Origin of the sequence: Xanthomonas sp. AM6 (assembly GCF_025665335.1) — a bacterium.
In the GTDB taxonomy this organism is placed as follows: Bacteria; Pseudomonadota; Gammaproteobacteria; order Xanthomonadales; family Xanthomonadaceae; genus Xanthomonas_A.
The window spans coordinates 699,406-719,151 of sequence record NZ_CP106869.1 but is presented as its reverse complement, the minus strand read 5'-3'; the positions used below and the strand labels follow the sequence as shown (position 1 = coordinate 719,151).

At 68.6% G+C, this 19,746-nt stretch carries 15 protein-coding genes and 1 pseudogene; 2 read left to right on the top strand and 14 right to left on the bottom strand.

The genetic code is table 11. The features are described 5' to 3' along the window. Positions 1 to 45 precede the first annotated feature (45 nt). The 6 genes and pseudogenes from OCJ37_RS03020 to OCJ37_RS02995 form a co-directional block, all read right to left on the bottom strand. Positions 46 to 3,150 carry an efflux RND transporter permease subunit gene (locus tag OCJ37_RS03020; protein WP_263112235.1) on the bottom strand — a complete coding sequence of 1,035 codons (3,105 nt, stop codon included), beginning with the start codon at positions 3,148 to 3,150 and terminating at the stop codon, positions 46 to 48. Beyond that, the gene (locus tag OCJ37_RS03015; protein WP_263112234.1) at positions 3,147 to 4,322 is read right to left on the bottom strand and encodes an efflux RND transporter periplasmic adaptor subunit; all 1,176 of its coding nucleotides are present in this window, start codon (positions 4,320 to 4,322) and stop codon (positions 3,147 to 3,149) included. Before OCJ37_RS03015 ends, OCJ37_RS03020 begins: the two co-directional genes overlap by 4 nt. A gap of 194 nt (positions 4,323 to 4,516) precedes the next feature. Then, a pseudogene (locus OCJ37_RS03010) lies at positions 4,517 to 4,600 on the bottom strand (type I methionyl aminopeptidase); the annotation flags it as partial. 182 nt (positions 4,601 to 4,782) lie between these two features. After that, positions 4,783 to 5,715, bottom strand: a complete 933-nt coding sequence (locus OCJ37_RS03005) for a pirin family protein (protein ID WP_263112233.1) — start codon at positions 5,713 to 5,715, stop codon at positions 4,783 to 4,785. A gap of 17 nt (positions 5,716 to 5,732) precedes the next feature. Continuing rightward, entirely contained in the window at positions 5,733 to 6,143 is a 411-nt protein-coding gene (locus OCJ37_RS03000) for a DoxX family protein (RefSeq protein WP_263112232.1), read from the bottom strand. Between the two features lie 106 nt (positions 6,144 to 6,249). After that, positions 6,250 to 6,858 carry an isochorismatase family protein gene (locus OCJ37_RS02995; protein ID WP_263112231.1) on the bottom strand — a complete coding sequence of 203 codons (609 nt, stop codon included), beginning with the start codon at positions 6,856 to 6,858 and terminating at the stop codon, positions 6,250 to 6,252. A 116-nt stretch (positions 6,859 to 6,974) separates the two neighbouring features. Here OCJ37_RS02995 and OCJ37_RS02990 point away from each other — a divergent pair, with 116 nt between their 5' ends. After that, positions 6,975 to 7,838, top strand: coding sequence for a LysR family transcriptional regulator (locus OCJ37_RS02990; RefSeq protein WP_263112230.1), 864 nt, complete (start codon positions 6,975 to 6,977; stop codon positions 7,836 to 7,838). A gap of 211 nt (positions 7,839 to 8,049) precedes the next feature. Here OCJ37_RS02990 and map read toward each other — a convergent pair whose 3' ends face one another. Together map and OCJ37_RS02980 are read right to left on the bottom strand one after the other, a co-directional pair. Further along, positions 8,050 to 8,826 (bottom strand): type I methionyl aminopeptidase, encoded by a 777-nt coding sequence (gene map / locus OCJ37_RS02985; protein WP_263112229.1) that lies wholly within the window; start codon positions 8,824 to 8,826, stop codon positions 8,050 to 8,052. Further along, the gene (locus OCJ37_RS02980; protein ID WP_263112228.1) at positions 8,823 to 9,035 is read right to left on the bottom strand and encodes a ParD-like family protein; all 213 of its coding nucleotides are present in this window, start codon (positions 9,033 to 9,035) and stop codon (positions 8,823 to 8,825) included. Before OCJ37_RS02980 ends, map begins: the two co-directional genes overlap by 4 nt. Positions 9,036 to 9,279: 244 nt before the next feature. Between OCJ37_RS02980 and OCJ37_RS02975 the strand changes: the two genes are divergently transcribed. After that, positions 9,280 to 10,749, top strand: a complete 1,470-nt coding sequence (locus tag OCJ37_RS02975) for a sensor domain-containing diguanylate cyclase (protein ID WP_263112227.1) — start codon at positions 9,280 to 9,282, stop codon at positions 10,747 to 10,749. Positions 10,750 to 12,393: 1,644 nt separating this feature from the next. On the opposite strand, the gene OCJ37_RS02970 is transcribed toward OCJ37_RS02975, so the two are convergent. From OCJ37_RS02970 to OCJ37_RS02945, 6 genes are all read right to left on the bottom strand, one after another. Continuing rightward, positions 12,394 to 13,188, bottom strand: coding sequence for a SapC family protein (locus OCJ37_RS02970; RefSeq protein ID WP_263112226.1), 795 nt, complete (start codon positions 13,186 to 13,188; stop codon positions 12,394 to 12,396). Between the two features lie 92 nt (positions 13,189 to 13,280). Continuing rightward, a complete protein-coding gene (locus OCJ37_RS02965) occupies positions 13,281 to 14,978 on the bottom strand; it encodes a putative porin (RefSeq protein WP_263112225.1) in 1,698 nt (565 codons plus the stop codon). Between the two features lie 80 nt (positions 14,979 to 15,058). Then, a complete protein-coding gene (locus OCJ37_RS02960; protein WP_263112224.1) occupies positions 15,059 to 15,763 on the bottom strand; it encodes an energy transducer TonB family protein in 705 nt (234 codons plus the stop codon). 4 nt (positions 15,764 to 15,767) lie between these two features. Then, positions 15,768 to 16,181: an ExbD/TolR family protein gene (locus OCJ37_RS02955; RefSeq protein WP_263112223.1), complete on the bottom strand. Its 414-nt coding sequence runs from the start codon at positions 16,179 to 16,181 to the stop codon at positions 15,768 to 15,770. Between the two features lie 9 nt (positions 16,182 to 16,190). Next, positions 16,191 to 18,029: a DUF2341 domain-containing protein gene (locus OCJ37_RS02950; RefSeq protein ID WP_263112222.1), complete on the bottom strand. Its 1,839-nt coding sequence runs from the start codon at positions 18,027 to 18,029 to the stop codon at positions 16,191 to 16,193. A gap of 38 nt (positions 18,030 to 18,067) precedes the next feature. Then, positions 18,068 to 19,696, bottom strand: coding sequence for a ShlB/FhaC/HecB family hemolysin secretion/activation protein (locus OCJ37_RS02945; protein ID WP_263112221.1), 1,629 nt, complete (start codon positions 19,694 to 19,696; stop codon positions 18,068 to 18,070). Positions 19,697 to 19,746: the final 50 nt, after the last annotated feature.

Below are 19,746 nucleotides of genomic sequence, written 5' to 3'. Positions count from 1 at the left end.
GATGCGGGCGACGGCCGGCGCCGCCCGCAAACTGTCGATGCACGCTCACGCGGTCCTTCCGGCGCTGCCGATCGCCGCGCCATGTGCGCGCTTCTTCAGGCGCGCCTTGGCGGCCTCGATAGCATCGTCCATGTAGCTGTAGGCGACCGGGATCACCAGCAGGCACAACACGGTGGAGGTGATGAGCCCGCCGATGACGCCGATCGCCATCGGCGACCGGAAACTCGGGTCGGCGCCGAGGCCGATGGCGATCGGCAGCATGCCGGCGCCCATGGCGATGGTGGTCATGACGATCGGGCGGGCGCGCTTGCGGCAGGCGTCGACGATGGCGTCCAGCCTGTCCAGCCCGTGGTCGCGGCGGGCGATGACGATGTAGTCCACCAACAGGATGGAATTCTTGGTGGTGATGCCCATCAGCATGATCAGGCCGATCATCGAGGGCATCGACAGCGTGGATCCGGTGACCAGCAAGGCGACGAACGCCCCGGGCACGGACAGCACCAGCGCCACCAGCACGGTCAGCGGCTGCGCGAAGTCCTTGAGCAGCAGCACCAGCACCATGTAGACGCACAGCACCCCGGACAGCATCGCCACCGCGAAGCCGGCGGCCAGTTCGCCCATCGCCTCGGCGTCGCCGGTCGAGGCCACGGACACGCCCTTGGGCAGGGTGCGCAGGCTCGGCAGCGCCTCGGCGGCGGCCTCGACGTCGCCCAACGGCAGGCCGTTGAGTTCGACGCTGAGGTTGACGTTGCGGGTGCGGTCGTAGCGCGTGAGTTCGGAAGGACCGCTCAGGATCTGCAGGTCCGCCACGCTCTCCAGCGGCACCGGTCCGCGCGCGCCCGGCACCGGCAGCCGGCGCAGCGTGTCCAGATCGTCGCGGCCGCTGTCGGCCAGCCGCACCACGATCGGCACCTGGCGCTCGCTCAGGTTCAGCTTGGCCAGCGCCTGGCTGTAGTCGCCCGCCGTCGCCACCCGCAGCGTTTCGGCGATCGCCGCGGAGGTCACGCCCAGGTCCGCCGCCCGGGCGAAATCGGGGCGCACCACCAGTTCCGGCCGGACCAGGCTGGCCGAGGAGGTCACCGCGCCGATCCCGGGAATGCTCCGCAGTTCGCGCTCCACGCGGCTGGCGTGCTGCGCCAGCAGTTGCCCATCCTCGGCCGCCAGCACCAATGCGTAGCCTTCGCTGCTCTCGCCGCTGCCGACGCTGACGCGCGCCCCCGGCAACAGCACCAGTTCCTTGCGTAGCTGGCTTTCGATGGCTTGCCTGGTCACCCCGCCACGGTCCTCGCGCGGGGTCAGGTTCGCGGTGAGCACGGCGGTGGCGACGCCCGCCGCAGGCCCGCCGCCCTCGTCCGGTTCGGCCGCCGCGATCGGGGTGCCGATGGCGGTGTACACGGAGGCCACGTGGGGATGGGCGGCCATCGTGCGACGCGCCTGCTCGGCCAACGCCCGGGTCTCGGCCAGCCGGCTGCCCGGCGGCAGCGACAGCGTGACCTGGGTCTGGTCGCCATCGTCGGCGGGAATGAATTCGCCGGGAAGCTGCATCGCGATCCCCAGGCCGCCCACGACCAGCAGCGCCGTCGCGCCCAGGGTGGCGGCGCGGTGCCGCAGGCAGACATGCACCCAGCGCAGATAGGTGGCGATCCACTTCGGGCTGGCGGGTTCTTTCTTCGGCGCCTTGAGCAGATATGCGGCCATCGTCGGCGTCAGCATCCGCGCCACCACCAGCGAGAAGAACACCGCGATGGCCGCGGTCCAGCCGAACTGCACGAAGTACCTGCCGACCACGCCGCCCATCAGCGAGGTCGGCAGGAACACCGCGATCAGGGTGAAGGTGGTGGCCACCACGGCCAGGCCGATCTCGTCGGCGGCCTCGACCGCCGCGCGCATCGGCGGCTTGCCCATCAGCAGGTGCCGCTCGATGTTCTCGATCTCCACGATGGCATCGTCCACCAGCACGCCGATCACCAGCGACAACGACAGCAGCGAGACGGTATTGAGCGAGAACCCCATCAGGTACATCACCGCGAAGGTCGGAATGGCCGATAACGGCAGCGCGACGGCGGCGATCACGGTCGCCCGCCAGTCGCGCAGGAAGAAGAACACCACCAGCACCGCCAGCACCGCGCCTTCCAGCAGCAGCGTCATCGATCCCCGGTAGTTGTCCACGATCGGATCGACCGAATTTAGCGCCTCGGTGAACTGGACTTCCGGATGCGCGGCTTGCAGCTCCTGCACGACGGCGCGCGCGGCCTGCGCAACATCGATCTCGCCGGCGCCACGCGCCCGCAGCACCTCGAACCCCACCGCGGGCCGGCCGTCGAACAGGGCCAGCGAGCGCGGTTGCGCCGCCGTGTCGGTGACCGTGGCGAGCTGGTCCAGGCGCACCCTGCGCCCATCGCCCAGCGACACGTCCAGCGCCGCGATCTCCTCGGCCGTGGCGACCGTGGCGATCGTGCGCACCGACTGCTCCGCGCCGCCGACTTCCACACGCCCGCCGGACGCCTCCTGCTGCAGGTCGCGCACCTGTTCGGAGATCTCCGCTGCGGTCGCGTTCAAGGCGAGCAGGCGATCGGGATCCAGTTCGACACGCACCTCCCGCGTCACCCCGCCCACGCGCGACACCGCACCGATGCCCGGCACCGCCAGCAGTCGCTTGCGCACCAGATTGTCCACGAACCAGGACAGCGCCTCGCCATCCAGCCGCGTGGAGGTCAGCGTGTACGTCAGCACCGGCGTGCTCGCCAGTTCCAGCTTGGTGATGACCGGGTCGCGCAGGTCTGCGGGCAGGTCGGCGCGCGTGCGCGACACCGCGTCGCGCACGTCGTCCATCGCCTCCTGCACCGGCTTGTCGAGATGGAACTCGGCGGTGACGGTCGCCGTGCCGTCGGTCAGCGCGCTGGCGATGTGCTTGATGCGCGGAATGTTCGCCAGCGCATCCTCGATCTTCCGCGCCACGTCGCTTTCCAGCTGCGGCGGCGAGGCGCCGGGCAGCTCCGCGCTCACCGTGACGATCGGGAAATCGATGTCGGGGAAGTTCTGCACCTTCATCGCCAGGAAACCGCCGATCCCGGCGATCGTCAGCAGGATGAACAGCAGCGTGGTGGCGACCGGATTGTGGATCGACCAGGTGGACACGTTGAGGTTCATGGCGCGGCCCCGCGCGCCACCGCCGCGTCCGGCTGCGCGTGGGCGGCGGCCGCACCGCGCCCGCGCCCGCCGGCGTCGCGCACGACCCTGACCGTGTCGCCCTCGCTCAGGAAGCTCAGCCCCGACGCGATGATGGGCTGGGAAGCGGCCAGCCCGCCGACGATTTCGATGCGCTCGCCCGCACGCCGTCCGATGGCGACCTTCGTCATCATCACGTTGGACGCGGGGCCCAGGCGCATCACGTAATGGAAGCCGTCGCGCAGCACCACCGCGCCCTGCGGCACGGTCAGCGCCTTGCCCTCGCCGACCTCGATGTGCCCGCGCGCGAACGCGCCGGCCTGGAGCGCGCGATCGGGCGGCAGATCCACGTAGACCAGGCCGGTGTGCGTCTGCGTCTCGATGGCCGGGGCGACGATCCGCAGCCGGCCCTCGATCGGCGGCTGTCCCTGCACCGCGACCACCGCCCGCTGGCCCGGCGCCAGCTTGCCGATGTCCGCCATGGCCACGCTCGCCCGCCATTCGAGCCGGCCGTCCTGGATCAGGCGGAACAGCTCCTGTCCCGCCGGCATCACCGCGCCGACCGTGGCCGTGCGCGAGGTGATGATCCCGTCGCCGGGCGCGAGCACCCGGGTCTGCGCCAGCCGCAGGCGCTGTCGCGTCTCGATCGCCTGCGCCACGTCCAGCCTGGCCAGCGCCGTCCTGGCCGCCACCACCAGCTGATCGACCTGCTGGGTCGACATCGCGCCCGACGCGTCGAGCTTCCGCGCGCGCTCGGCATTGGCCTGCGCCTCCCAGGCTTGCGCCTTGGCCTGGGCCAGCGACGCCTGCGCCTCGGCCACGTCGGCGGCCACCATCTCCGGCGCGAACTGCGCCAGCAACTGGCCGCGCCGGACCGTATCGCCCACGTTGACCCTCACCTCGGTCAGGCGCAGCCCATCCACCTCGGTGCCGATGCTGGCTTCCTGCCACGCGGCGATGTTGCCGCTGGCTGGGATGCGCACGGGCAGCGTGGCGACCTGCGCCGTGGTCATGGCGACGGACAGCACGGGCGCGGGCGCGGCGGCGGTAGCTGCGGCCTGGCTGCCGCTGCCGGGTTTCACCGCCACCACCACCAGGGCGATGGCAATCATCAGGACCACCGCACCGATCGGCACGATTCGGCGTTGCTTCATTGGGATTCCTTCGCTTGTGGCGCGCTTGCCGCCCGGCCCGAGATGGAGCCTGCGCCGATCATCGGCCGCGGATGTCGCGGAAATGTCGCGCGGTTTCGTTGGGCCGTCGTCTGCAGAAGCTCAGAGCCAACGGAGCGATCGATGGCGCAAGCGGTGGCGCTGCGCCTGCGCGGGCCTTGCGCAGCGGCATGCCAATAAGCGGTGCTGGAATCGGCGATGTCGCCGTTCTTCCCCAGAGTGAAATCCAGGTTGACGATCTGGCCGCTGCGCAGCACGTCGAGGCCGGGGCAGCCGCGCTGCACGAAGACACGCCGGCTGGCACGCCGAGCTGCGGCGTGCGCAACGCGGCGGTAAGCCGACACGTCCGCCGTGATGTCTCCCACGCCCGCAGTTCATGCGAGGTGGCGGGGCGCGTGCATCTCGCGCACGCGCGCCGCCACCGATGACGCAGGCGCTTACCTCACTTGAACACCGGGATCGTCCCGGACCCGGTGCGGCGGTCGCCCGCGGCCTTCAGCTTCCGGCCCAGGTCGCGGATGCGCTCCTCGCCGGCCGCGAGCGCCTGCGCCGAGGTGTGCACCGAGTAGTTGCCCATGTGCAGCGCATGCGGATGCGGCACCGCCGAGCCGAGCACGAACACCGCCGGCTCCTGCCCGCGCGCTTCCAGCGCGATCGGCGCGCCGTCGTCGGCGAAGATCACCATCTCGCCGCGCGACACCGGCGCACCGGCATCGAGCGCGCCGCCTGCGAGCGCCAGCCATGCCACCTGGTGGCCGGCCGGCGGATGGTAGACCCAGCGCTCGCCCGGATGCAGGGTGACCAGCAGGTAGTTGATCCCGTCCGGCGCGTCGATCGGGCTGTGGATGCCATCGTAGTGGCCGATCACCACGTGCGCGGGCCCAGCCATGGCCATGTCCTGCGCTTCGACGTAACGGCTCTGCGGTTCCGACGTCTCCAGCGCCGCCGGCAACGCCAGCCACAGCTGGAAGCCCTGGATGTGCGACGCATCGGGCGGCGGAGCCATTTCCTTGCCGTGCCACACGCCGATCCCGGCGCGCATCCATTCCACGCCGCCGTAGCCGATCTCGCCGCGGCCGCTGCCCGGGTCGTCGTAGCGCATCGTGCCTTCGGTGAACACGGTGACCGTGGCGATGCCGGAATGCGGATGCAGCGGCATCGCGGCCATCGCCTGCAGGGTCGGACCCTGCGCCTCGAAGATATCCAGGAACACGAACGGCTTCAGCGCCTGTCCGAGATCGGACGGGCTCATCAGGCGGGTGATGGGGCCTGCGCCGTGGCCGCGGGTGCGGTACACGATGGCGCGCGGCGGCGCCGGCGGCGCCGCAGGCGCAGGCGTGGCGAGGGGAAGGACCGGCGTGGACAGCGTCTGCATGGCGTGCGCTCCCGCGTTCATGCCGAACGCGCGGTGCGCAGCACCGCCGCAAGGTGGTCGCGATGCAACCAGGCGACCGTGGCGGTGACCAGCATCAGCACGATCGCCGGGATCGGGCTGCCGCCGATCACGAACAGGTGCACCCCGGCGGCCACGAACATCATCGCCGCAAGCCAGGCGCCGGAGAACGCGACCGTGGCCGGCAGCAGCAGCGCGATCGCGCCGATCACCTCGATCACACCGGTGACGATGCGGAACCACTGGCCGAGGCCGATGTGGTCGAACACCTCGACCATCATCGGGACGCCGGCCAGCTTGGCGCCGCCCGCTGCCAGGAAGGCCACGGCGGCGAAGATCCGCAGCGTCCAGGACAGGCCGCGGGTAAGGCGCCCGGACGGCGCGTGGTTGGGAAAGGTAGCGGTGGTCATGTGTGCAGTCTCGATAGAGTGTGAAGAGGAATAGCGATGGAGCGGACGCTGCCGCCATGCCGATGCGGCGGCGCGTTGAAGCGCACCGCCGCAGGCATGCGCAGGCTCAGCGCGCGGCCAGCGCCTGCAGTTCCGGGACGTACCAGGCGAACAGTTCGCGCGCCTTGTCGGCGAGCGGGGACTTCCAGTCGCGGAACAGCTCGGTCCACAGCGCCAGCGCCGTGGTCGGCACGGCGCCGGCCGCGGTCAACCGCTCGATCGCGGTGCGGTGCGCCAGTTGCGACATGCCGCCGACCGCATCGACCACGAACATCGCCTCGTAACCGTCGCGCAGCGCGTCCACGACCGGGAACGCCAGGCAGATCTCGGTGTACAGCGCGCCGAACACCAACCGCTTGCGACCGGTGCGTTCGATCGCCGCGCGGAAAGCGTCGTCTTCCCATGCGTTCATCGAGCTGCGGTCGATGACCTCCACGCCCGGCAGTTCCTCCAGGATCGAGGCGCGGGTCGGCCCGTTGACGCCCATCTGCACGCCGACGGTGCTCAACACCACCGGGATGCCGAACGCCTTGGCAGCCTTGATCAACAGCCGCACGTTCAGATCGATCGTCGCCGCGTCGGTCTCCGAACGCACGTGCTCGAACATTTCCTTCTGATAGTCGATCAGGACCAGGGCCACATCTTCCGACCGCCACACGCCTTTGCTGTTGCTCATTGCCGTCTCCTTTGGTGGCCGCCGCGATGGCGACCTCGGAGCAGACTTTGACGTTCCCCGTTCCGGCATACTAGCCGCATGAAATGACTTTCCGTGTCGCGGAAACAGGAACGCTCATGGACATCGAGGATCTCCGCACCTTCGTCGAGGTGGCCGATGCCGGCGGCGTGTCGCCGGCCGCGCGCCGCCTGGGCCTGGCCAAGTCCATCGTCAGCCGCCGCCTGCTCCGGCTCGAGGAGGAACTGGGCATCCAGCTGCTCGCCCGCACCACCCGCGGCGCGGCCGTCACCGAGGCCGGCGCCACCTTCCGCGAACACGCCGCGCGCATCTGCGCAGAGATGGACGTGGCGCGCGAGACCATCGTCCCGGCCGGCGACCTGCGCGGCCGCCTGCGCATCGCCGCGCCATTGACCTTCGGCCCCACCCACCTGGCGCCGGTGCTCGCCGAGCTGGCGCGCCGGCATCCCGCGCTGCAGGTGCATGCCTGCTACAGCGACCGCTACATCGACCTGGTCGCCGAGGGCTTCGACTGCGCCATCCGGCTCGGCTACCTGCCCGACTCCAGCCTGATCGCGCGCCGCGTGGCGCCGATGCACGGCAGCCTGGTGGCCACCCCCGACTACCTGCGCGAACACGGCGAACCGGACACGCCGGAGGCGCTGCTGGCGCACGAAGCGCTGATGCAGGGCACCGAAGCCTGGCGGCTGACGGACGGCGACAGGATGATCACCCTGCACCCGCGTGGGCGCTTCAAGGCCGATAACGGCGCCGCGCTGGCCGCCGCCGCCCTGGCCGGGCTTGGCATCGCCGCATTGCCGGATTTCCTGATCGCCGACCACATCGCCTCCGGCGCGTTGGTGCGGGTGCTGAGCAACTATCCCCTGCCCGTGGCCGGCCTGTACGTCGTCAGGCCACCGGCCGCGCACCCGGCGCGCAAGATCCGCGTGCTGACCGACCTGCTGATCGAACACTTCGGCTGATCCGATGCGGCGGCGCCGCGATCGGCACCACCACAGCCAGCGCGACGCGCATCGCGCGCGCCGATGCGTCCGCCATCGCACATAGGCGCCCGTCACCACCGGCGCCCACTGGCCCGCGCCAGGCCCATGCCGTCATGCGGTGCGCTCGCGTGCGCCGGTCGGTCGCGGCAGTCGCCGCACCCGCCGCGGCGCCCTCACCTGCCGACCCGCCTCACTCCACCCGGCATAGCGGCCTTTCTCCAGGCCGCAGCGTCAGCACGCGCACGCCCGTGCGCGTCACCGCCACCGTGTGTTCGAACTGCGCCGACAGCTTGCCGTCGCGGGTGTGCACCGGCCATTGCTCCGGCTCGGAACGGATCGCCGCCCTGCCCTGGTTGAGCATCGGCTCGATGGTGAACACCATGCCTTCCTGCAGCTCCAACCCGGTGCCGGCGTGGCCGTAATGCAGGATCTGCGGGTCCTCGTGCATCTCGCGGCCGATGCCGTGCCCGCAATACTCCTTCACCACGCTGTAGCCGTGTTCGCGCGCATGGCGGGCGATGGCGTGGCCGATGTCGCCCAGGCGCGCGCCCGGGCGCACCGCGGCGATGCCCTTCCACATCGCCTGGTAGGCCGTGTGCACCAGCCGCCGCGCCGGATACGCCACCTCGCCGACCAGATAGGTGGTGCTGGAATCGGCGATGTAGCCGTTCTTCTCCAGGGTGATGTCCAGGTTGACGATCTGGCCGCCGCGCAGCACGTCGCCGGCCGCGGGCACGCCGTGGCAGACCACGTCGTCGATCGACGCGTTGAGCACGAACGGGAACCCGTACTGGCCCTTGCTGGCCGGCCGCGCGCCCAGCTCGTCGACGATCATCCGTTCGACGAAGTCGTTGATCTGCAGCGTGCTGCGGCCTTCCAGCGGCAGCTGGTCCAGCGCATGGAACACCTGCGCCAGCAGCCGGCCGGACTCGGCCATCAATGCGAGTTCGTCCGGCCGCTTGATCACGCCCGCCCCGGCGTCAACGCCTGCGGCTGCACCCCGGCCGCGCGCAGCTCGCGCGCCACCAGGTCCTGGAACGAAAGTTCCGGATGCAGTTCGCACAACATGCCGATCTTGATCCAGAAGTTGGCCTGCGCATTGATGGAGCGGCTGGTCACCGTGCAGGCGCGGCGCAGCTGGTCGTGCAACTCGTCGTCGATGTTGACGATGCCCATGTCGGCTCCCGATGGAATTTATACATGGATCATATACATTTCGTATATGCCGGGCAATCGTTGCCAGCGTTCATCGGCAGGCGGCGCCACTGCGACGTTCCGGCCCTCACGGCCCCTGACGGCCGTCCGGCACTTGGCGCAAAGCGATGCCCGGCGGGCCGGCCGGCGCGTGTCGGAGCGGCGGCGCCAGCATCGGCACAGGGATTGCAAGGACAGGTCCATTGGCCCCTAGCGGGAGACGGACATGATAGGCAAGCATCGAAGGTACCTGGCCCAACGGGTGGCGCTGCACCTGTTCGTCACCGCGGCGTGGGCGATGCTGGTCGCCTCGGAGTACTCGTCGCTGCGCGATGCCAGAAGCACGGCGTTGCGCACCGCCCAGACCAGCTCGCTGAACCTGGCCAGTTCCCTCGCCCAGCACACCAGCGACTCGTTCGCGATCGCCGAGACCGTGCTGTCGGGCATCGTCGCGCGCGTGGAGACCGGCAACACCGAGCCGAAGGCGCTGCACACCTTCCTGGTGGAGGAAGCCAACCGCTCCGACCGCGTGCACGCCATCTTCGTCTACGACGCGGCCGGCAACTGGGTGAACTCGTCGCTGCCGGGCGGGCCCCGGCACCACAACAATTCCGACCGGGCCTACTTCCGGCACCACAAGGCCCACAACAACGCCATGGCGTTCGTCGGCCATCCGATCCAGAGCCGGTCCGACGGCTCGTGGATCGTCACTCTGACCCGGCGCATCAACAATCCCGACGGTTCCTTCGGCGGCGTCGTGCTGGCCAGCATCCGCGTGGAGTACTTCAAGCGCTTCCATAGCACCTTCGACGTCGGCCAGCGCGGCTCGATCGCCATCATCCACGACGACGGCACCATCGTCTCGCGCCACCCCGGCGACGAGAGCCTCAGCGGCAGCAGCATCGCCGGCACGCCGATCCACCGGACGATGCAGACCCTGCACCGCGGCTGGGTCATCTACATGTCGCCGCTGGACGGCGTGGAGCGCATCTCCGGATTCGCCCAGGCGCGGCCGTATCCGCTATCGGTGCTGGCCGGCGTGTCCTCCAGCGAAGTGCTCGCGCCATGGCGCGAACTGGCCGTGCGCCGCTCCATCATCACCCTCGTGGGCTGCGTCCTGTTCGTCGGCCTCGGCATCTGGCTGGACCAGCAACTGCGGCGCATGCACGCCAGCGAGACCAAGCTGAGCACGGAAGCGTGGATCGACACGCTCACCGGCATCTACAACCGCCGCGGCTTCGACCACAAACTGCGGCGCGCGCTGCAGCAGAGCGAAGCCGTGCACTCGCCCGTCTCGCTGCTGATGATCGACATCGACCACTTCAAGCTCTACAACGACACCTACGGACACGTGAACGGCGACGCCTGCCTGCGCCAGGTGGGCCAGGCCATGGCCTCCTGCGCACTGCGGCCGCACGACGCCGCCGCGCGCTACGGCGGCGAGGAATTCGCGCTCGTCTTGCCGTTCACCGACCAGGCCGGCGCGGAGAAACTGGCCGAACAGGTGCGCGCGGCGGTGCGCGCCCTGAACCTCCCGCACGCCTCCAGCCCGACGAGCTCCCACGTGACGGTGAGCATCGGCGTCGCATGCGCGAGCATGGAGGACCAACGCTGGTCGGCCGCGGAACTGGTCGGCAGGGCGGACGCGGCGCTGTACCGGGCCAAGCAGGCGGGGCGAGATCGGGTTTCCACCTAGCGCGTGAGAAACCCCGATGAAGCAAGGCCATGCCATGCGCCTGGCGGCTCGGCGTGCGACGACCGCCCCGCCAGCGCACTCCTGATGGCGGCGGCTATGGCGCCGGTCTGGATCCGCGCCGCGTCTTCGCCGCAGGCGGCGCCGCCGGCACGGCCGTGATCAGCAGGGCGCCATCGGCCATCGTGATGCGCAGCTTGCCGCCCACCGCGAAGCCGAGGCCTTACAGCCACAAGCCATGCAAGCGCAGGCTGGGCACCTGCCGCCCGACCCGCATGCCATTGCGGTTCACATCGTAATAGCGATAGCCGATGGTGCAGTGCGTGGGCCGGCGTGGGACTGAGCGCCTGGACCCGGGATTCCTGTCGGCATCGAGACATAACGGCGTTGCCGATCCGCCAGGCAGCCGTTCGGCGGCAATCGCATCCAAGGGATCGGGGGATTCAAGATTGAGCCAGCAGCGGCGCCTTGGCGGCGCGTCGAGAGGCGCTGGTCTTTGAAAGAGCGGAATCACTACCGGGCATGACGTCCTCCCTTTTGAGTGGGAATCGCCAAGTGATTTCGGGAGACCAAACCCGGCGGCGGAGTTCGCCGCAGCGAATAAATAGTTACTCGACCAAAATAAGCTGTCAACGCTTAAAGCAGGACTCCTGTAGACATCCATACGACATTCTGCCGGTGCGGACTAAGCCATCCACCCTCGATACTGCGGACGAACGGTAGTTGAGATCGCTCTTGCGCCGTGCTAGATAAACAACAGGCCGCCTGTTGGGCGGCCTTTGCCACAACAAACAGGGAGTAGCACATGAAATTCTTGGGCCTGACTGTGCTGTTGTTGTCGCTTCTACCTTTCGCACCGGCTAACGCAGAAACCATCTGCCAAACGCCATCACAATGGTGCTCAATGCCTGCTCCAGGCCCTGGCGGATTACTCTGCCATTGCAATGGGCAGGCCGGGCAAACACTAAATCGTGGATTCATCTGTTCTACGCCCAATAGCGCATGCACAATGACAGTTCCTGCTTTAGTCGGGACCACTTGCACCTGCATGAACATTCTTTACAACGGAACGGTTATTCATTCTCCAGGCATTGTCACGCCCTAACTTCAATTTCCGAAATTTCCTTTTTCCTGAAAGGGCAAAGAAACGGCCCATCTGATGATGGGCCGTTTCGGATCATTGACCATATCAAACGCTTGGATGTATCCGCTCATGGCACCGATGGTATGTGCGGCGTGATCGCCGGCTTTGAAATGCTGAACACCGCCAGTCGAAGAATGGGCACCATATAGCTATTCGCTCATCGCGCCTCGCCCCGGATGGCATAGGCGCTTGCACTCTATGGGAACGAGAAGCGTACCGAGTGTATTCGCGACCATCAATCCAGACTGTTGCCGCATTAGGGCGGTACAAATCGAAGCGCCGGACCGGGCGCCTGATCATTTTTGCAGCGACCGAATAACACCACCTTGGACAGCGATTCCCAATCGTCTCGATTGCTGCACATGAGCTCAAAGGACTCTGGGGCCAAGAGTTCTACGGCCCCGCCTAAAAATCTGGCACTCGCAAAGCCGCGATCCACGCCTCCCGCCCGCCATCGTCACGGCCTAACCGGACTGATTGACCGGCGATGCCGACCTGCCGGCTCAACTCGCCATCAGGTCGGTGAAGCGCGCCAGTGAGGCCAGATGGAAATGCACCAGCGACAGCCATCCGTTGCGGTGCCATTGGACGATGACCTCCTCCGACAGCGTGGCGAACTTTTCCGTATCCACCACATGGAAGCCGTCGATGCTGGCCTTGCGGCCATCGGGGAAGGTGATGTTGGCGGTGCGCTCCAGCAGCAGGCCCTGTGCGGCCAGTTGCGCGGTGAACTGCCGGGTCGCCCGGTCTTCTCGGGTGAAGGTTTCGCAGAACTGCAGCGCCTGCCGGGTCAGCTCGCTGGGCTGGCCGCCTTCGAACAAGGGGAGTCCCTCCTCACCGGACGCAACCACCATGTCGGCATCGGCGTCGATCGCCAGCGCATAGCCTTCCGGTTCGTTCATCTGCACGAACACGAACGGATAGCGGCGCACGTAGGCGGGAACATAGGCGCCGGCCTTCCAGTCGTTCCCGTCGGCGAAGCGGTTGCTGTCCGCTTGCAGCCCCAGCAACGCCATCGGCATGTAGTCGCCGCCAGCGAAGACCAGCGGGTAGGAACGCGAGGCCGCGGCGAACTCGCCGGCCACCACCGGGACCGAATGGCTGTGCGCGGCGAAGCCCACGCCGGCCGGGCGGACCCGCCAATCCGCGTGTTCGTGCGAGGACAGCAACACCGGCCGGCGATAGAACATCGGCCATGGAGAAGCCGGCAGCGGCGGCGGCGTGGCGGGGTGAGGCGGCGCGCTGGCGGCGTGGTCCGTCGGCGGTGTGGATGCGTCGTCCATTGTTTCGGAAGTCATGTCGTGTCCGTCTGGTTCGATGTCGTTGGTGCTACAAGGGGTAGCGCATTGCCCTGCGTATCGGCGCAGGGCGTTCCTGGTCGCCGGATGCGTCAGAAGCCGGCGTTGACTTCCAATTGGAACAGGTCGATCGACAACGGCGCGCCGGTCACTTCCTTGGCCGCCATCCAGCGGCCGCTCAACCAGACGTTCCTGTCGAACATGTAGGAGGCGCCGAGGTAGTAGCCCTTGGCATTGGTTCCGCCCAGATGGAAGTTGGAGTCGTTGAAACCGTCGGGCAGCGCATCGGCTTCGATCCGCTTGTAGCCCAGCCACGCATTCCAGTCCCCAGACTGCTTGAGCGCCAGGTTGCCGAACGTGGCCTGTGCCAGATAGGCGGTATCGCCGCTGCGGATATCCTGCGGTCCGGCGACGGCGCCCGCCGCTGCGCCCAGGTTGGTGACGATCCCGCCGTTGGCGCGCTTCCACATCTCGGCCGGGTCGTAGGCCAGGTTCTGCAGCCAGTTCGCTTCCAGGCGCACGCCGTAGCCGGCGAACGCGGGCGTCTCCCATTTCAGGTTGACATCCAGCAGTTCGAACTCCGACGCCAGGCCCACATACTGCGGCAGCGGCGTGTTGGCCGGGTCCAGCGGATCCAGCGCGATGTCGCGCAGCAGCATCAGCGTATTGCCTTTCTGCATGAACGCCGGACGCGACCAGTCGGTGCTGCAGTGGTCGGCGCCGGCATACAGCGCGCAGGGCTGGGACAGTTCGCCGGCGACGTTGCGGAAGTCGTAGTAGGCCACCGCCGCGCGCAGCTTCTGCTCGTTGCCGAACGCCCAGTCCGCGCCCACCTGCAGGCCGTTGAGCCACTTGTTCTCGCTCTGCATCTTGTTCTGGCTGGTGCTGGGGAAACCGTCGGACGAATACTCCAGCGGGGTGAGGCCCAGCGTGGCGAACAGCGACAGGCCGTCGGGCCCCACTTCGTCGGCGTACTTGAACGCGATGCCGTCGAAGTTCAGGTCGTTGGAGAACAGGGTGTCGGTGGACCAGTAGGGATTGCCGAAGCGGCCGCCGACGATCTCCATCCAGTCGACCGGCGACCAGGACAGCCACGCTTGATCCAGCCATGCGTCCTTCTTGGCCAGGCCGCCACCCAGGGTCTGCGTGGTGGACACCGGGCCGTCGTCGCTGCCCGACGCCAGGCGCACGCCGGCGCGAGTGTGTTCGCCCAGGTCGGCGACCACGCCGATGCGCGCGCGGATGCGCCAGGAATTGTTGCGGTCCTCGCGGGTATTGCGCAGCGGCGGCAAGTTGAGATTGGTGTTCTCGTTGATGTCGTAGCCGGAACCGGCGTTGATGCGGCTCCAGTCGACCTCGATGTCGCTGTTGCGCTCGGAGTACAGGCGCGATTCGTTGCGCACGCGCACGTCGCCCTGCACGCGCAGGCGCTGCGTCCACTCCGGCACCTGCTCCGGCGCCGCCCAGCGCTCGGCCTTGGCCTGTGCCATGACCTGGGCTTTGACTTCGTCGCGGATGCCGTCGCGCACGGTGTCCGGGATGTACGGAACCCGCACGTCGCCCGGCTGCGCGGCGATCGCCGAGGCCGCTGCGGCCGATCCGGCCTCGCGCTGCGCTTCCGCCAGCAGGGCCTGCCCCACGTCCGGCTTCAGCGCGCCGCTGTCGATCAGGCCGCGGATCAGCTTGATCATCGTGCTTTCGCCGCCCTTGGCGTTCTGCGCCTGCGCGCCCGCGGCGAAGAGGACGAGGCCGATACCGGTGGCGACAGCGGTGGTGTGCAGTCCGCGCAAGGCGGATCGTATGGTCGAACGGGTCATCTGCTTGCTCACAAGGTTTGGAAGTCTTCGAAAGGTTTGGTTCGAACGCGTGCTCATCCGGCCGGACGCCGTCCCTGCACCAGCACGCGCGCGGGAAATTTCAACGAGGCCGGCGGAATCTCGTCCACGCGCCCGACGGCGCGGATGACGGCGAGTACCGCCTCGTCGGCTTCCTGGTTGCCGCTGCCGCGCAACAGCTCGACGCGGGTCAGTGCGCCGGAACCGTCCAGCCACACGTGCACCGTCAACTGGAAGGCCAGCCGGCGGATCCGTTCGTCGCGCGAGACCGCCTGCTGCAGCACGTAGCCCAGATAGCGGCCGTAGGACGCGTTGCCGCCGCCCCCGCCGGCGCCGGCGCCGCTCATGCCGCCGCCGCTGCCGGACTGGATGCCGAAGTTGTCGGTGCCGGCCTGCGCGTCGGCGTCCATGGTCACCGGGTCCGCCGTGTCCGGCGTGGGCGCTTCCTCGGCCGGCTTGGGCGCTTCTTCCAGCGGTTCGGGTTCGGGCATCGTCTCTTCCGGTTCCTTCTCCGGCTCCGGTTCGGGCTCCGGTTCCGGCGGCGGCGGTGGCGGCGGTGGCGGCAACATCACCATCGGCGTGTCCGCGACCGGGCGCCGCGTGCTCGCGGCGTCCTTGAAGAGCAGGTACCAGGCCAGAAAGCCCAGCGCCGCGATCAGGCCGATGGAGGCCAGGACCGCCGGAAGCCAGCGTGGCCATGGACGCGTGGGTCGGCCGCGACCGGGGTGGGAGGAAGTCACGCCGTCACCCCTGAGGCTTGCCGGTGACCAGCCCGACCTGGCTGATCTCCACCTTGCGCAGCAGGTCCAGCACCTCGACCACGCGCGCGTACTGCACCTGCGCGTCGCCGCGCACGATCACCGGAAACTCCGGATTGACCGCCTTCTCGCTGCGCAGCCGGTCTTCCAGTTCGGACAGGCTGACCGGAAAGGCGTCCAGGAAGATCTGGCCGGCGTTGTCGACGGTGATGGCCTTGGTCTTCGGCTTCTCCAACGCCATGCTCGAGCTGGCCTTGGGCAGGTTCACCTGGATGCCGGGAATGGTCGCGTTGCTGGTCAGGATGAAGATCACCAGCACCACCAGCAGCACATCGACGAACGGGGTGACGTTGATCCCCTTCTCGCGTTTCTTGATACCGAATCTCTTGGGCCTGGCCATCGCGCGTCCTCAGGCCTGGACCGACGCGTGCGGCGCCGGCGAGCCGGGACGGTCGAACTCTTCGGCCAGGCGTGCGGTGAACTCGTCGACGAAGACCGACATGTCGGCGGCGATGGACTCGGAGCGCGACGCCAGCCAGTTGTAGCCGAACAGCGCCGGGATCGCGACGCCCAGGCCCGCGGCCGTGCACAACAGCGCGGCGGCCATGCCGGGCGCCACCGAGTTGATGTCGACGGCGCCGGCCATCGCCGCGACCGCGAACACCAGCATGATGCCGATGACGGTGCCGAACAGGCCGATGTAGGGCGCACCTTCGATGGTGGTGGACAACCAGTTCATGCGCTTGGTCATGCGCTCGGCTTCGCGGGTGACCTCCGCGTCCATCGACGCGCGGATCGAGGTGATGGCCGCCGCCGACAGCCCGTGCGCACCGCGCGCCTGGCGGCCCTGCAGTTCGTCCATCGCGATCCGGTAGAGCCGCCACAGCGTGGAGGTGTCGCGGATCTGCGCGCCGATCGCGCCCTGCTTCTCCAGGTCCTGCAGCGTGGCGACCGGCGCGCCCACGACCTTCTTGTACTGCTGGGTGAACGCGGCGTTGGCCTTGGCCACCGCACCGAAGTAGCGGCTCTTGGCGACCATGATGGCCCACGACAGCAACAGCATGATGCCCAGCACGATCACCACCACCCAGGCATCGACCGGCATCGCCTTGAGGATGAAGCCGAAGTGGCTTACGCCGGCGGTCTGTTCGTCCTCGCCAAACGCGGTCAGGCGCGAATCGGCGCCCTGCGCGCTGGCATCGGCCAGCAGCACGGCGGCGGGACGGGCGACCTTGGACAGGCGCACTTCGTCGATCGCGCCTGCGAACGGGTTGGCCGGCGCGACGGCGGCGGTGGGCGCGACCGAATCGGCCGGCGACGCGGCGGCAGCGGCGGCAGCGGCGGCATCGCCGCCGATCAGCGCTTCGCCGCCGAACGCTGGCAACGCGGCATCGATGCGCGCGGCCTCGCGTCCGCCTACGTACAGGATCGCCGCGCCTTCGCTGGCGACCAGCGCAACATGCGCCCATTGGCCCGCCTTCAACGGCGGCACGGCGACGCTGCGGCTCTGGCCGATCTGGACGTACGGCACGCCGTTGTCGAGACCGACCAGCAGCGCATTGCCCGCTTCGCGGCGCGCGTAGATGGCCTGGTTGGCGCCCAGCTGTTCCGGTTTGATCCACGCCGAGAAGGTCATCGCGCCGCCGGCGGTGGTCGCCAGCGATGGCGATCCCGGCAGGCGCATCGGCTGTCCGGCGAGCAGCGCGCCGCGCCCGATCACCGCGCCTTCCGCAGCGGCCAGCTCGCCCGCCGCATGGTTGGCATAGGCGGTGGTGTCGCGCGGCTCGGCGCCCGCTTCGGCGAAGTGGTAGACCGCGGTGTAGTCCGGGTCGAACGCCAACTGGCCGTTGCCCGCCGCCGGCGCGTTCGGATTCCCGTAGTACATCCAGATCGTCTGCGCGCCGGTGCCGTTGACGGCAGGCACGTCCACCCAGATCAGCGCCATGGCCAGGTTGGCGTCGTACTGCTCGATCTGGTGGTTGAGGATGGTGCGGCCGTCGCTGCCGACGAAGCGGATGTCCTTGCCGCCATCGGCCAGGCCGTCGAAGGCGAAGTTGCCGCTGTGCAGGCGGATCAGCACCGGCACCCGGCCGACGTTGCCGCCCAGCGCCGCGCCCTGCGGACCGGCGTCGATCGTGATCGGCTTGCGGTACTTCCAGTCCGCCTGCCACCACGGGGTTTCGGCATGGGCCGCGCCGAGCATCAACATGCCCAGGAGGAACAACAACAGGGTGATCAGGCGTTGCATTTGATGGAATCTCCGAGGTGCAGCGATGGAAGGCGTGTTCAGTAGTTGGCGCCAACGCTGATATGCAGGCGGTCGGCGTCCTTGGTCGTGGTCGGCCCGTCGGTCAGCGTGTGGCCGTAGTCGAGGCGGACGTTGAAGTGTTCAGTGACGCGGAAGCTGGTGCCCACGCCGATCGCCGCCATCGACGATGCGTCGTCCTGCTCGGCCAGCGGCCTGCGCAATCCCAGCCAGGCGCCGTCGAGGAAGCCGTAGACGCGCCAGTCCTGCAGGTCCCACAGCGCGAGCGGGCGGCTGCGCCACTCGATGGTGGCCAGGCCGCCGTAGTCGCCGATGCCTTCGGCGGAACGGTAGCCGCGGGTCGTGTACATGCCGCCGGCGGCGAATTGTTCGCCGGACACCAGCGGCTGGTCGGTCAGCTGCGCGGAGATCCGCGCGAACCATTGCGCGCCGTTCTCCATCGTGTAGGTGTCGCTGAGGTCGGCCTTGACCGCGAAGAAGCTGCCGTCGGCATGCGCGCGCTTCCAGTCGAACTCATCGTCGCTGCTGCCGTAGCCCAGCAGGCTGCGCGTGCCGAACACGGTCTGCAGGCCGACGCTGAGGTGGTGCTTGTCGCCCTGCCGGAAGCCGTTGTAGGCGAATGTCACCGGCGCGTACTTCAGCGGGGCGAAGTCCGACGGCATGCCGACCATCGCCACCGACTCGTCCAGGTCCTTGAACTCCACGCCGATCGACAACTGGTGCCACCAAGCGCCGGTCATCGGCAGCGAACGCACCAGCTTGGCGCCCAGCGCATGCCCCTTGCCGGTGACGTTGGTGTCGCCGATGGACACGACGTTGCTGTCGGACTTGTAGCCGGAGAACTCCAGCGTCCAGTCCGGGCTGCCCAACGGCATGGCGTAGGACCCGGACCACACGTTCGCCTGGTCCAGGTCCTGCGGCGCGGCGAAGAACGTCAGCGACGCCACGTGCTCCTTCTGCCACAGGTTGTCGTGGCCGATGGTGAGGATCGACCGCAGCGGCTCGGTGTCGGCGCTGTGGTCGTTGTTGAGCGTGGCGCCGAACCGCCAAGGCGATTTGTCCTGCACTTTCAGGTCCACGTCCATGGTGCCGTCGGCCTGGCCTTGCTTGACCAGGGGCACCACCTGGCGCTTGGCGGTGCGGTTCAACGCCGCCAGCTGCACCTGCGCCTGCTCGAAGTCGGGCACGCTGCCCGGCCGCAACGCGGGCACGCGCTCGCGCAGCGCGTCGCTGCCGTTGTGCTCGGCGCCGCTCACGCTGACCTGACCGATGCGCGTTTCGGTCACCTGCAGGATCACCACGCCGCCGCTGACCTGCTGTTCCGGCAGGTCCACGTACACCGACTGGTAGCCTTTGCCCTGATAGGCCGCCTGCAGCGCGCCGCGCGCCGCTTCCACGTCCTGCAACGTCCGTCCCGGCCCCAGGTACGCGGAGACCGCCTTTTCGATGTCGCGGGCCGCCAGCACCGTGTTGCCGCGCACCAGGTACTCGTTGATGTTGACGCGCTGCGCCGGCGGCGGCGCAGCGGCCTGCGCCGCCACGGCGTCCGGCCCTGCCGGCGGCGCCGACTGTGCACTGGCCACGTCGAGGCCGGCCAGGATGCACAGGGTCAATGGCGCGAACGCAAGCGCCTTGTTCGATTGGAACATCGGTTAATTCTCGAAACGGGAAAGGGTGAAGAAGCCGTCGCGGCTCCGCT

Coding starts and splice junctions, on each gene's coding strand:
- OCJ37_RS02945 (WP_263112221.1), bottom strand. CDS start 19,696: ATGTTCCAATCGAACAAGGCGCTTGCGTTCGCGCCATTGACCCTGTGC.
- OCJ37_RS02990 (WP_263112230.1), top strand. CDS start 6,975: ATGGACATCGAGGATCTCCGCACCTTCGTCGAGGTGGCCGATGCCGGC.
- OCJ37_RS02950 (WP_263112222.1), bottom strand. CDS start 18,029: ATGCAACGCCTGATCACCCTGTTGTTGTTCCTCCTGGGCATGTTGATG.
- OCJ37_RS02955 (WP_263112223.1), bottom strand. CDS start 16,181: ATGGCCAGGCCCAAGAGATTCGGTATCAAGAAACGCGAGAAGGGGATC.
- OCJ37_RS02975 (WP_263112227.1), top strand. CDS start 9,280: ATGATAGGCAAGCATCGAAGGTACCTGGCCCAACGGGTGGCGCTGCAC.
- OCJ37_RS03000 (WP_263112232.1), bottom strand. CDS start 6,143: ATGACCACCGCTACCTTTCCCAACCACGCGCCGTCCGGGCGCCTTACC.
- OCJ37_RS02980 (WP_263112228.1), bottom strand. CDS start 9,035: ATGGGCATCGTCAACATCGACGACGAGTTGCACGACCAGCTGCGCCGC.
- OCJ37_RS03015 (WP_263112234.1), bottom strand. CDS start 4,322: ATGAAGCAACGCCGAATCGTGCCGATCGGTGCGGTGGTCCTGATGATT.
- OCJ37_RS02970 (WP_263112226.1), bottom strand. CDS start 13,188: ATGACTTCCGAAACAATGGACGACGCATCCACACCGCCGACGGACCAC.
- OCJ37_RS02995 (WP_263112231.1), bottom strand. CDS start 6,858: ATGAGCAACAGCAAAGGCGTGTGGCGGTCGGAAGATGTGGCCCTGGTC.
- OCJ37_RS03020 (WP_263112235.1), bottom strand. CDS start 3,150: ATGAACCTCAACGTGTCCACCTGGTCGATCCACAATCCGGTCGCCACC.
- OCJ37_RS03005 (WP_263112233.1), bottom strand. CDS start 5,715: ATGCAGACGCTGTCCACGCCGGTCCTTCCCCTCGCCACGCCTGCGCCT.